This is a genomic window from Evtepia sp. (assembly GCF_034090835.1).
In the GTDB taxonomy this organism is placed as follows: Bacteria; Bacillota; Clostridia; order Oscillospirales; family Oscillospiraceae; genus Evtepia.
This window is the reverse complement of the sequence record NZ_JAXDRS010000011.1, coordinates 1-12,730: the sequence shown is the minus strand read 5'-3', so window position 1 is coordinate 12,730 and position 12,730 is coordinate 1. Positions and strand designations below refer to the sequence as shown.

Below are 12,730 nucleotides of genomic sequence, written 5' to 3'. Positions count from 1 at the left end.
CCCACCGGCCACAGGTAGGCGCGGCCCAGGGAGCTTTCCAGCCGGACCAGCAGCCGGTGGTTCAGACGGGCCAGCTGGAACTGGTAAGCGCCCTGCCAGCAAAAGAGAACCGGGAAGCTGTAGTTGCACAGGGACAGGCCCTCCTTGGCCAGGAGCGCCGTCACCCAGTCCCGGTCCCCGGGAACAGGGGTTCGAAATTCAATCATAGATGAAGGCAGGATTCCTTTTCTGCGGGACGTTACAGGGTGATGGTCTGCACGTCGTACTTGTTGTTGCGGATGATCTCGTCCAGGCGGATCTCCTCAGTGATGGAGGAGATCAGGTTGTAGGCTGCGCCCTTGTGCTTGGCCCGGCCGGTGCGGCCGATGCGGTGGACATAGTATTCCCCTTCCTCGGGGATATCATAATTGATGACGGCGTCCACGTCGTCGATGTCCAGGCCTCGGGCGGCCACGTCGGTGGCCACCAGCACCCGGAGCTCTCCTGCCCGGAAGGCGGACAGGACCTTTTCCCGCACCTTCTGGCTCAGGTCGCCGTGGATGCACTGGGCGGAGATGTCCTTCATTTTCAGCAGACCGGTGATCCGGTCGGTGGTGTTTTTGGTGTTGCAGAAGACGATGACACGGTCCAGCTGTTCCTTTTCCAGGATGGCAGCCAGGACTTCCACCTTGCCGGTCATATCCACCTTCAGCCGGTACTGGCTGATCTTGGGGCGGTTTTCCTCCACAGGACGGACCACGATCTCCACCGGGTCCCGCTGGTAGACCCAGGAGATGTCCATGACTTCCCGGGAAATGGTGGCGGAGAAGAGCCCCAGGTTTTTCCGGTTGGGGATCTGCTTGAGGATGTGGGTGACGTCTTTGATAAAGCCCATGTCCAGCATCCGGTCGGCTTCGTCCAGGACCACGGTCTCCACCTTGCCCAGGCGGACGGTGCGGCGCTTCATGTGGTCCATGAGGCGGCCGGGGGTGGCCACGATGATCTGGGGGCGTTTTTTCAGAAGGTTAATCTGCCGGTCGATGGGCTGGCCGCCGTAGAGGCAGGCCACCCGGATGCCGGGCAGGAAGGCGCACAGCTGGCGCAGTTCGTCCTGGATCTGCAGGGCCAGCTCCCGGGTGGGGGCCAGGATGAGGCCGGTGATATCGGTGCCTTCGGGGTCGGTGTGCTCCACCATGGGGATGCCGAAGGCGAAGGTTTTGCCGGAGCCGGTGGGGGCTTTGGCCATGACGTCCTTGCCGTCCTTAAAGCAGGGGATGGCCCCGGCCTGCACTGGGGTTGCCATGGTGAAGCCCTTCTGCTCCAGGGCCTTCATGATCCCAGGGGAGAGATTCATTTCGCTGTATCGGAGGTCGAGCTCGACCTCAATGCCATTGATTTCCATAGAAACAGTTCCTTTGCCTTCCCTTTGGGGCGGGGAAGGGGTCTCCCGCCGGAGGGAATCTGATTGATTTCTCATATTTAATAGTAAACAGTTAAGGGCATCATATCACAAGAGCCGACAGGTTGCAAGGGGGGACGGACCCGGCGGGACCGGGGGGCTGGGGGCGGCCCGGCGGCAAAAAAATCAGGGAATGGTGAAAATCTCCGTGCGTTTTTCGGGAGAGTGTGCTAAAATGATAAGAAACCATTTCCGGGAGCGGGTGCTCCCGTTTGTAGGAAGGAGTCCTGTTTCATGGAAAAAGCGGTTGTTTTGCCAGCGGCGGCCGGGGCGGCAGGGATTGCCGGCCTGATTGCCCGCTGGCTTTACCTGGACAAGGGCTTTGAAGTCGGCACCGGCCTGCCGCTCTCCGTCTCTGCGCCGGGCATCGTCATGTGGATCCTGGCCGTGGCCGTTGTGGCGGTGTGTTTCCTGCTGGGCCGGGGCAGTCCCCGGACCTTTGCCCAGTGCTATACCGGCGCCTTTACCCCCCGGCGGTTCTTCCAGGCCGCAGGCCAGATGGCTGCGGTGGTCCTGCTGGCGGCGGGCGGCTTTTTGAATCTGGCGGCCTATGTGTCCAGCCCGGTGGGGCCGGACGGCGCCCGGGAAGAGATTCTGGCCCGGCTGTTCCTGGGGGTCCTTTGCCTGCTGGCTGCCGCCGGGATCTACCTGGTCCTCCAGCTCCTTCGCAAGGGCACCGAGGTGCGCAGCGTCTGGCTGTCGGTCCCCGGTTTTGCCTGCTGCCTTTGGGTGATGCTCAACTACTATGCCTCCTGGGCAGAGGACCCCATCGTGGCCCGCTATGTGCTGCCCCTGGCTGCGGGTCTGCTCACCCTTGTTGCCTGCTGCCTGATCCCCGGCTTTGCCTACGGCAAAGGCCGGGTCACCCTCACCCTGGTGGTGAGCCTCACCGGCGCAGCCCTGAACCTGTTCACCCTGGCTGACGGCACCCCTCTGTATGACACGGCGGTCACCCTGGGCCTGACCTTCTACCTGCTGGCCCAGGCCTCCATCCTGGCGGACAACGCCAACCGGCCGGAACCCCCTGAGCCCCCTGCCTGTCCGTCCTGCTCCGGCGGCTGCGCCGGCTGTGCGGGCTGCGGCGGCGAAGGCCAGGAGCCCAACCCCTGAAAAAACCCATCCGAAAAAGAGGAGGATCCCATAGATATGAGAGATCAGAAAAAGAAGTTTTATATCACCACCCCCATTTACTATCCCTCGGATAAGCTCCACATCGGCCACACCTACTGCACCGTAGCCACCGACGCCATGGCCCGCTACAAGCGCCTGCAGGGCTGCGACGTGATGTTCCTCACAGGCACCGACGAGCACGGCCAGAAGATCGAGGACAAGGCCAAGGAAGCAGGGGTCACCCCCCAGCAGTTCGTGGACAACATCGTCACCGGGGAAAAGGGCGTACTGGACCTGTGGAAGCTCATGAACATCTCCAACGACCGGTTCATCCGCACCACCGATGACTACCATGTATCCGCCATTCAGCAGATCTTTAAGAAGATGTACGAGAAGGGCGACATCTACAAGGGAAAGTATGTGGGCAAGTACTGCAAGCCCTGCGAGTCCTTCTGGACCGAGAGCCAGCTGGTGGACGGCAAGTGCCCCGACTGCGGCCGTGAGGTGCAGGACGCGGAAGAGGAAGCCTATTTCTTCCGTCTGTCCAAGTACGCCGACCAGGTACAGGACCTGCTGGAAAACACCGACTTCCTCCAGCCCCGGTCCCGGGTCCACGAGATGGTGAACAACTTCATTAAGCCCGGTCTGGAAGATCTGTGCGTATCCCGGACCTCCTTCTCCTGGGGCGTGCCCGTGGACTTTGACCCGGGCCACGTGGTCTACGTGTGGGTGGACGCTCTGTTCAACTACACCACTGCCCTGGGCCTCTATAACGATAAGTACAACGACTACGACCACTACTGGCCGGCGGACTACCACTTTGTGGGCAAGGAGATCGTCCGGTTCCACTCCATCATCTGGCCCGCTATGCTCATGAGCATGGAGATGCCTCTGCCCAAGCACGTCTTTGGCCACGGCTGGCTGCTGCTGGACGGCGGCAAGATGTCCAAGTCCAAGGGCAACGTGGTGGACCCCTATGTGCTGGCCGAGAAGTTCGGGGTGGACGCCCTGCGCTTCTTCCTGATGCGTACCTTCCCCTTCGGCTCGGACGGTAACTTCTCCAACGAACTGCTCATCAACACCATCAACGTGGACCTGGCCAACGACCTGGGCAACCTGGTCTCCCGGACCACTGCCATGGTGCAGAAGTACTTCGGCGGCACCCTGCCCGAGGGCTGCAAGACCTGGGCTGCTCCCGAGGCCTATGACACCGAGCTCATCACCCTGGCCTCCGGCCTGCGGGATCGGTACCAGGAGAACATGGACAACTGCGCCCCCCACAAGGCACTGGACGAAGTGTTCAAGGTCATTCAGCGGGCCAACAAGTACATTGACGAGAGTATGCCCTGGGCGCTGGCCAAGGACATGGAACAGAACGGCGCTCGTCTGGCCCACGTGCTCTACAACCTGCTGGAGGCCACCCGCATCTGCGGCATCCTCCTGACCCCCTTCATTCCCCAGTCCTGCGAGAAGCTCTTTGCCCAGGTGGGCGCCTGCGACGCCTGCCAGACCTGGGAGTCCGCCGCCGTGTGGGGCAGCCGTGGGGAGACCATGGCAGTCACCAAGGGCGAGAACCTCTTCCCCCGGGTGGACATGGAGAAGGCGCTGGAAGAGCTGGAAGCCATCCAGGCTGCTGCCGCTGCCCCCGCCCAGCCCCAGATCGAGCTGGAGCCTGTGGCAGAGGACGTGGACTTTGACACCTTTGCCAAGAGCGATTTCCGGGTGGTGAAGGTCAAGGAGTGCCAGGCAGTGAAGAAGTCCAAAAAGCTGCTGAAGTTCATCCTGGACGACGGCACCGGCACCGACCGTCAGATCCTCTCCGGCATTGCCATGTACTACAAGCCCGAAGACCTGGTGGGTAAGACTCTGGTGGCCATTGTGAACCTGCCGCCTCGGAAGATGATGGGTCTGGAGTCCAACGGCATGCTGCTGTCTGCGGTCCACACCGAGAACGGGGAGGAAGTCCTGAATCTCATGATGCTGGATGATTCCATTCCTGCGGGTGCAAAACTCCACTAAAAATAAGACTTTTGAAAGGGGCGCCCGGGTTTTTGCTTCGTTCGGCAGGACAGCAAACGGGGGTATCAAGTTTTCTGCTTGGTTTTTGGCTCCTTTCAAAAGTGAGAGATGCAGCCTCTGCGCGCGCCCTTCGGGCACACTGGAGGCTGAGAAGTAAAAAAGTCCTGGCAAAGCCAGGGCTTTTTTCTATCCGATGTTCTTCCCCTGTCTGCGGACAGGGGAACTCTGCGAGGCAGAGGGAGACAAACCAACGTCCTTCCGAAGGGGCGAAGATCCGTTTCATACCATCTTTAGGGTTTTGTATTTGCTGTTTCCGGTGGAATAGAAAAAAGTCCCGGCAGAGCCGGGACTTTTTTATCTCTTATTTTCCTTTGGTGGGGGGCTCGTTGAGCCACAGAGAGCCTTCCAGCACTTTGGTGTTGGTGTAGCCGAAGTGCTTCAGCCGCTGCTGGAGCAGGTAGCCCCGCTTGCCCTTGGTGCAGATGAGCAGCAGGGGTTCCTCTTTGTCCAGCCCTTCCAGGGGTCCGTTCACCTGGGCCACGTCCACGAACCGGGCGTTGGGGATGGAGGGCATCTGGGAGGCGTCCAGAATGGTGTAGCCCTCGCCCATATTCTCCATGTACTCCGCAGGGGTCATGGACTCCAGATAACCGTCCAGCTTGTTGCGCAGGATATTCACCGCAGCCACGAAGGGATGGATGGCGGTGGAGAAGGGAGGGGCATAGGCCAGATCCATGTTTTCCAGCTGGCGGAGGGTTGCCCCCAGAGACAGGGCGGTGACGCCGATGTCCACCATCTTGTCAACTGCGCCGGGACCCAGCACCTGGACGCCCAGAAGCTTGTCGGTTTTCTTGTCTACGATAAGCTTGGTGATGAAGTTGCTGGCTCCGGGATAGTAGTGGGCCTTGTCGTCGTTCACGGCCACCACGGTTTCCACGTCGTAGCCGGCGGCCCGGGCAGCGGCCTCGTTGAGACCGGTGCGGGCGGCGTTCATGCCGGGCAGCTGGACCACAGCGGTACCCAGAACGCCGGGGAAGGAACTGTCCTTGTCTGCCAGCACTTCTGCCAGCACCCGGCCTTCCATGTTGGCGGAAGAGCCCATGGGTGCCCAGGCGCTCTGGCCGGTGAGCCGGTGAGAGACCACAGCGCAGTCGCCTACTGCATACACGTCAGGCAGATTGGTGCGCAGGGTGGGGTCCACCAGGATGGCGCCGTTCTTGGCAAAGGTCAGGCCGGTGTCCTTCAGGAAGGCGGTGTTGGGGCGGATGCCCAGGGAGAGCATCACGGCATCGGACTTCAGCAGGCCCTTGTCGGTCTGGACCCCTTCCACCTTGTGGGTGCCCACCAGCTTTTCCATCTTGGTGCCCAGGGAGACGTGGATGCCCTGGGCCTCCAGGTGGCGGGCAGCGAAAGCGGCCAGCTCCGGGTCAAAGCCGGGCATGATCTGGGGCGCCATGTCGATGACGGTGACCTCCAGACCCTGGCGGCGCAGGTTTTCTGCCACTTCCAGGCCGATGAAGCCGCCGCCGGCCACCACGGCAGACTTCACCTGGCCGCCGGTGACGTAACCCTTGAGCTTGTCTGCGTCGGTGGGGGTGCGCATGGTAAAGACCCCGGGGAGAGCGGCCCCCTCCACAGGGGGGACCAGGGAGGAAGCGCCGGTGGAGATGACGCAGGCGTCATAAGAGTAGGATTCCTCCTGACCGGAGGTCAGATTCCGGGCAGTGACGGTTTTGCCCTTGGGATCCAGGGCGATGGCTTCCCGGCCGGTAAGGACCTTGGCCCCGGTGAGGGCGGAGAATTTTTCCGGGGTGTTCACGATGATCTGTGCCCGGTCGGTGATGACGTCGCCTACGTAGTAGGGCAGGCCGCAGCCTGCGTAGGAGATGTCCGGATCTTTGGTGAGGATGGTGACCTCGGTGTCAAAATCCAGCCGCTTGAGCTTGGCTGCGACCTTGGTGCCGGCAGCAACGCCGCCTAAAATCAGTACCCGCATAAAAGAGACCTCCGTTTCTGATATATCAATGAATGTTTTTATTATAGTGGAGCGGATGGGAACGCTCCGTAATCAAGTCACACAGGGGCCGGAAGGATTGACAGACCGGGAGAGATACGGTATCCTTGTAGAAAAGAAGGGAGGCCGGGACCCTGGTCCTCCCGGGATCACAGTAAGGAGTCATTATGAAGAAAGCAGGTATTATCATCGCCATTATCGGCGCGGTGGTTCTGGCCAATCTGGCGCTGTACTTCCTGGGCAGCGCAGTGCTGGGCTCTCTTTTGAAGTAAGGCCCGCATCGGTTTTCCGGCTCTTTCGGCCCCGCTCCGGCGGTCCGGATCGCAGCAGAGAGGTCTGCTGGCCGGGATCGGTTTTATGATCTTGCGATAGGAAAGGGGACCGCTGTCCCCTCAGAACAAGCCCCCTCCGGCGTCCAATCCAACGCCGGAGGGGGCTTTCCCGTGCATCAGGGGCTGTATTTAATATGAACAACGAGAAGAAGAAGGGAGAAAACGGTCTAATCTGGAGAGAGTGTCGAAAAGAAGAAGGGTTTTTTCGAGATCTGGTTGTTCTGGCGGTCTGTTTGTGATACAATGACAAGGAAGAGTGCGTGCAGATAAGAGCACCTAATATATAAAAATGGAAGAAGCTGGAAGAGAAGGAGAGGAAGTGCATCGCCATGCGTTATGATCGGGATCTCATCGCCCATAAGCTGATCCGCTGGGAGAACTATTTGAACACCTACAAGCTGCCGGCCTGGAAGGAGCTGCCCAACATCGGGCTCTATATGGATCAGGTGATCGCCCTGCTGGGGCAGTATCTGGATTTCATCCCCGTGGAGGACCAGAAGAACAAGCCGGTGACCCCCACCACCATCAACAACTACGTCCGGCTGAAGGTGATGCCTGCGCCGGAAAAACGCAAATACTACCGCATCCACATCGCCTACCTTATTATGATCTTTACCCTGAAACAGGGCACCAGCATCAACGGCCTGCAGCAGCTGCTGCCCTCCACCACGGAGGAGGAAGAGATCCGGAGTTTCTACACCAACTACATTGACCGGGTGCAGATGGTGGGCAACTTCTTCACCGCCCAGACCCGGGACGCGGTGCAGGACCTTCTGAACCCCCAGGAGGCCGACGAGGGGACCGTGGAAAACGTCATCATCCAGAGTATCCTTATGTCTGGCTTTTCCCGGATCATGGCGGAAAAGCTCCTGCATCTGCAGGACGCTGACCCGGAGAAGGTGCTGGAACTGGAAAAGATCAGCGACGAGCAGGGGCTCCATCCCCTGGCCCAGCCGCCCCAGAAGGAGGATCGAGACCATGCTCTTTGACACCCACGCCCATTATTACGTCCAGGCCTTTGACGAGGACCGGGACCAGGTCCTCTCCTCCCTGCCGGGAGAAGGGGTAGGGTACGTCCTCTGCCCGGGCTGCGACCTGCCCACCTCCCAGGCCTCCATTGACCTGGCGGAGGCCTATCCCTTTGTCTATGCTGCGGTGGGGGTCCACCCGGAGGATGCCCTGGGCCTGCCGGAGGACTGGCTGGATCAGGTGGCCGCTCTGACCCGCCACCCCAAGGTGAAGGCCATCGGGGAGATCGGCCTGGACTACTATTGGCAGGAGGTCCCCCGGGACCTGCAAAAGGAAGTCTTTCGGGCCCAGCTGGCCCTGGCCAGAGACCTGGACCTGCCGGTGGTGGTCCACGACCGGGAGGCCCACGGAGACAGCCTGGCCATTGTGAAAGAATTTCCCGGGGTGCGGGGGGTGTTCCACTGCTACTCCGGCAGCGTGGAGGACGCCAAGACCCTGGTAAAACTGGGGTGGCACCTGTCCTTCACCGGGACCATCACCTTTAAAAACGCCCGGAAGGCCCCGGAGGTCATCCAGGCGGTGCCCCTGGAGCGGATCATGGTGGAGACCGACGCCCCTTACATGGCCCCCACGCCCTTCCGGGGGAAGCGGTGCGACTCCCGGTATGTCTACCGGATGGCAGAGACCATCGCCCAGCTCAAGGGACTGACCCGGGAGGAGGTGGAGCAGGCCACCACGGAAAACGGCCTGCGGTTGTTCGGCATCGACGGATAAGAGAGGAGGAGACCGATATGACCGGAGATATCATCACTTATGACTATTTTGGCAGCCTGTACATCAACATGACCAACCGGTGCGACAGCCACTGCGTGTTCTGCATCCGGGACCAGGAGGACTCCGCCCTGGGCGGGCTCTGGCTCCAGGAGGAACCCACCCGGGAAGCGGTGCTGGAGGAGATTTTGGGGCAGGACCTGGGTGGCTATGAGGAGATCGTGTTCTGCGGTTACGGAGAACCCACCTGCCGGGCGGACGACATGTTCTGGATCTGCGACCAGCTGAAGGCCAGCGGCCGGGACGACCTGCCTCCCATCCGGCTGAACACCAACGGCCACGGCAGCCTCATCAATCACCGGGACATCACCCCGGAGCTGGCCGGCCGTCTGGACGCTGTGTCTGTCTCTCTCAACGGCTCCAACAAGGAGGAGTACCTGCGGCTGACCCGTCCGGGGGCGGGGGAAGCGGCCTGGGAGGGGATGCTGGACTTTATCCGCACCGCCACCCAGCACGTGCCCCGGGTGGTGGTGACCATCGTGGACTATGACAAGACCCCGGAGGAGATCGAAGCCTGCCGCCGGCTGGCAGAGGAACAGGCCATGAAACGAGGCATCGGGTTTCTTTTGCTGACGGTGGGGCTGGTCTGCCTGCTGGCAGGCTGCCAGGGGAAGGACCTCACCGCCCAGGCAGAGAAGGAACTGGGATTGGACCTGTCCGGCGGAACCGTGGTGACCCAGAGCGACACCCACAGCGGCAACGGGGACGGCCTGTCTGTCCTGGTCCTGCGGTGGGAGGAGGAGACCCTGGAACAACAGCTGGCGGCGGACGCCCGCTGGCAGCCCCTGCCCGGAGATCTGTTGTGTCAGACCCTGTTCTGGGGCGTATCCGACGAGACCAGCCGAATCGGCCCCTTCTTCCAGGATAACGAAGGCGGAATTGAGATTCCTCCGGTTACCCAGGGGTACTGGCTGGTGCTGGACCGGCACAGCCAGGCCAAGGAAGGGGAGGACCCTGAGGAACTGCTCCACCGCTATTCCTACAACTGTACCGCTGCCCTGTATGATACGGCCCAGCGTACCCTGTACGTCTGCCGCCTGGATACCTAAAAACAGGACTTTTGAAAGAGACACCCAGGTTTTGGCTTCCTTTGGCAGGACAGAAAACGGGGGTGTCGAGCTGTCTGGCAGAAGGCCCCTTTCAAAAGTGAAGATCGCAGCCTCCGCGCGCCCTTCGGGCACACTGGAGGCTGCGCAGTAAAAAAGTCTCGGCGGAGCCGGGACTTTTTTCTATTTCATTTGCTTTCCCCGGTTTTGGCCGGGGAAAGGCTGCAAGGCATAGGGCTCAGGCGTTCTCGCCGAAGAACAGGGCCAGGTCCTCCTGCACGGTGCCGATGCCGGCCAGACCGAAGGTCTCCACCAGCAGCTTTGCCACGTTGGGGCTGAGGAAGGCGGGCAGGGTGGGGCCCAGGTGTATGTTCTTCACCCCCAGGGAGAGCAGGGCGAGCAGCACGATGACCGCCTTCTGCTCGTACCAGGCGATGTTATACACGATGGGCAGATCGTTGATGTCCTCCAACCCAAAGACCTCCTGGAGGGTCAGGGCGATCACCGCCAGAGAATAGGAGTCGTTGCACTGGCCTGCGTCCAGGACCCGGGGAATGCCGGCGATGTCCCCCAGGGGGAGTTTATTGTACTTGTACTTGGCGCAGCCTGCGGTGAGGATCACTGCGTCCTTGGGCAGGGCCTTGGCAAAGTCGGTGTAGTAGTTTCGGCTCTTGGCCCGGCCGTCGCACCCGGCCATCACCACGAAGGTCCGAATGGCACCGCTCTTGACGGCTGCCACCAGCTGGTCTGCCAGGGCCAGCACCTGGTTGTGGGCAAAGCCGCCCACCAGCTCCCCGGTTTCGATCTGGATGGGGGGCGGACAGGTCTTGGCGTGGGCAATGAGGGGAGAGAAGTCTTTCTCTTCGCCCACCTGCCCGGGGATATGGGGGCAGCCGGGGTACCCGGCGGCGCCGGTGGTGTACAGCCGGTCCCGATAGCTCTCCTTGGGGGGCACGATGCAGTTGGTGGTCATGAGGATAGGGCCCTGGAAGGAGGCAAACTCCTCCTTCTGCTGCCACCAGGCGTTGCCGTAGTTCCCTGCGAAGTGAGGGTACTTCTGGAAGGCAGGGTAGTAGTGGGCGGGGAGCATCTCCGAGTGGGTGTAGACGTCCACCCCGGCGTCCTTGCTCTGTTCCAGCAGCTGTTCCAGGTCCCGCAGGTCGTGGCCGGAGACCAGGATGCCCGGCCGGTTTCTCACCCCCAGGGGGACTTTGGTGATCTGGGGATGGCCATAGGCCAGGGTGTTGGCCTGGTCCAGCAGGGCCATGGCCTGGACCCCGTGCTTGCCGGTCTCCATGGTGAGGGCCACCAGATCATCCATGCCCAGGGAGGGGTCCAGGGTGTCGGCCAGGGCTTTTTGCAAAAAGGTATCCACCAGGGGGTCTTCCTTTCCCAGGGCGGCGTGGTGGAGGTAGGCGGCCATGCCTTTCAGACCGTAGGTGATGAGTTCCCGCAGGGAGCGCAGGTCCTCGTCCTGCTCGGCCAGTACGCCTACCTGGGCGGCTTTTTCTGCCCAGACCTCCGGCGTGCCGGTCCAGCGGGCGGCTTCGGGCAGGGAGAGCCCATCCGGGCACCGGTCCAGCAGGGCGGCGGTGTGGGCGGTCTTTCCGCAGACCCCGGCCCGGGTGCAGCCAGTGCAGCCGGAGGTCTCCTGACATTGATAGCAAAACATGGCGGGTTTCATAGAGCAGTCTCCTTTCTAAGGTGAGAAAAGGGGCGGGCCCCTTGGGTGGCTTGACGAAGTAAGCTCAGTATAGTAGACTCAGACCAAACTGTATGTGGTCATAACCACAAAAAGGAGAAAATCATGGAGACTGCCATGCATAGCCCGCTGTTTCGCGGGTTGGAGCCGGAGGAGATCCGAACAGTGCTGGGCTGTCTGGCCGCCTGGCGGCGGACCTATCCCAAGGGGGCGGTGATCTTTTCCGCCGGGGAGCCCATCCGGGCCATGGGCCTGGTGGAGCGAGGAAGCGTGTTTCTGGAGAGCGACGATCTTTGGGGAAACAAGACGGTGCTGGGCCGGGCGGGGCCGGGGCAGGTCTTTGGGGAGAGCTATGCCTGCGCCCCGGGAGAGCCCCTGCTGGTAAACGCCGTAGCAGCCCAGGAGACCTCGGTGCTGTTTCTGGAGGTGGGCCGATTGCTGACTGTGTGCAGTCAGGCCTGCGGCCATCACACGGCGCTTATTCGGAACCTTCTGGAAATTTCCGCCCAGAAGAACCTGGGCCTGTCCCGAAAGATCTTTTATACTCGAGCCAAGACCATAAGGGGTCGGCTGCTGGCCTACCTGTCTGACCAGGCCCTCCTTCAGGGGAGCCATTCCTTTGCCATCCCCTGCCATCCCCTTTGACCGGCAAGCCCTGGCGGATTACCTGGGGGTGGACCGCAGCGCATTGTCCAAAGAACTGGGGAAGATGCGCCGGGAGGGGCTGGTGGAGACCAGAAAGAACCACTTCCGGCTGCTCTCCTCTGCCTGTCCTCCGGAGGAGCAGTAAATCTGCGTGGAATTGATTTCCCTGGCACATAAAAGGAAAGAGGGAACCAAAAAAGAAAGACACGCCATGCGGCGTGTCTTTCTTTTTTGGAGCAGGTAAAGGGATTCGAACCCACGATACGAACAATATAAGCCTTGTGTTTCAAAGGCTTTTTCTATCCATTAACTTTTCCGTTAGCATTTGAAAAGAAATCTTTGAACTGATTTTGGTATCGCTGCATGTCGGACTGCGCTATGTGTGTGTAGATTTTCCTCATCGTCTGATTGTCTGACCAGCCTCCAATCTCCATGGTGATCTTCTCCGGTACGCCCAGATGATAGGCCAGAGAGGCAAAGCTGTGCCGCTACGGTATAATAAAGACAAACGGGAAAAGCCTGTATTTTCAATGGGTTTGAGCGTTTGTCGCAGTCACTTCAATTCCTTTTCCAACATTGAAACTGACGCGAAAATCTGAAAATGAAGGAGGCTGTAAAGGAAAG

10 protein-coding genes and 1 pseudogene are annotated in these 12,730 nt (G+C 60.7%); 7 read left to right on the top strand and 4 right to left on the bottom strand.

What is annotated here, in order from left to right; all coding sequences use genetic code 11:
- Positions 1-206 (bottom strand): annotated as a pseudogene (locus SOR61_RS01790) (hypothetical protein); the annotation flags it as partial.
- A gap of 32 nt (positions 207-238) precedes the next feature.
- Positions 239-1,381, bottom strand: a complete 1,143-nt coding sequence (locus SOR61_RS01785) for a DEAD/DEAH box helicase (protein WP_320610986.1) — start codon at positions 1,379-1,381, stop codon at positions 239-241.
- A 291-nt stretch (positions 1,382-1,672) separates the two neighbouring features.
- Between SOR61_RS01785 and SOR61_RS01780 the strand changes: the two genes are divergently transcribed.
- Positions 1,673-2,548 carry a hypothetical protein gene (locus SOR61_RS01780; RefSeq protein ID WP_320610985.1) on the top strand — a complete coding sequence of 292 codons (876 nt, stop codon included), beginning with the start codon at positions 1,673-1,675 and terminating at the stop codon, positions 2,546-2,548.
- A 36-nt stretch (positions 2,549-2,584) separates the two neighbouring features.
- Positions 2,585-4,567 (top strand): methionine--tRNA ligase, encoded by a 1,983-nt coding sequence (gene metG / locus SOR61_RS01775; protein WP_320610984.1) that lies wholly within the window; start codon positions 2,585-2,587, stop codon positions 4,565-4,567.
- Between the two features lie 361 nt (positions 4,568-4,928).
- On the opposite strand, the gene SOR61_RS01770 is transcribed toward metG, so the two are convergent.
- Complete coding sequence (locus SOR61_RS01770) at positions 4,929-6,563, bottom strand: FAD-dependent oxidoreductase (RefSeq protein ID WP_320610983.1); 1,635 nt, start codon at positions 6,561-6,563, stop codon at positions 4,929-4,931.
- Between the two features lie 679 nt (positions 6,564-7,242).
- Here SOR61_RS01770 and SOR61_RS01765 point away from each other — a divergent pair.
- Genes SOR61_RS01765 through SOR61_RS01755 form a run of 3 tightly spaced genes read left to right on the top strand, consistent with a single transcriptional unit; the run spans position 7,243 to position 9,762 of the window.
- Positions 7,243-7,902, top strand: coding sequence for a DUF1836 domain-containing protein (locus tag SOR61_RS01765; protein ID WP_320610982.1), 660 nt, complete (start codon positions 7,243-7,245; stop codon positions 7,900-7,902).
- Entirely contained in the window at positions 7,892-8,656 is a 765-nt protein-coding gene (locus SOR61_RS01760) for a TatD family hydrolase (protein WP_320610981.1), read from the top strand. Before SOR61_RS01765 ends, SOR61_RS01760 begins: the two co-directional genes overlap by 11 nt.
- Before the next feature lie 17 nt (positions 8,657-8,673).
- Complete coding sequence (locus SOR61_RS01755) at positions 8,674-9,762, top strand: TatD family nuclease-associated radical SAM protein (RefSeq protein WP_320610980.1); 1,089 nt, start codon at positions 8,674-8,676, stop codon at positions 9,760-9,762.
- A gap of 235 nt (positions 9,763-9,997) precedes the next feature.
- On the opposite strand, the gene hcp is transcribed toward SOR61_RS01755, so the two are convergent.
- Complete coding sequence (gene hcp / locus SOR61_RS01750; protein WP_320610979.1) at positions 9,998-11,443, bottom strand: hydroxylamine reductase; 1,446 nt, start codon at positions 11,441-11,443, stop codon at positions 9,998-10,000.
- A gap of 123 nt (positions 11,444-11,566) precedes the next feature.
- Here hcp and SOR61_RS01745 point away from each other — a divergent pair, with 123 nt between their 5' ends.
- The gene (locus SOR61_RS01745) at positions 11,567-12,106 is read left to right on the top strand and encodes a Crp/Fnr family transcriptional regulator (protein WP_320610978.1); all 540 of its coding nucleotides are present in this window, start codon (positions 11,567-11,569) and stop codon (positions 12,104-12,106) included.
- The gene (locus tag SOR61_RS01740; protein ID WP_320610977.1) at positions 12,081-12,251 is read left to right on the top strand and encodes a helix-turn-helix domain-containing protein; all 171 of its coding nucleotides are present in this window, start codon (positions 12,081-12,083) and stop codon (positions 12,249-12,251) included. Before SOR61_RS01745 ends, SOR61_RS01740 begins: the two co-directional genes overlap by 26 nt.
- Positions 12,252-12,730: the final 479 nt, after the last annotated feature.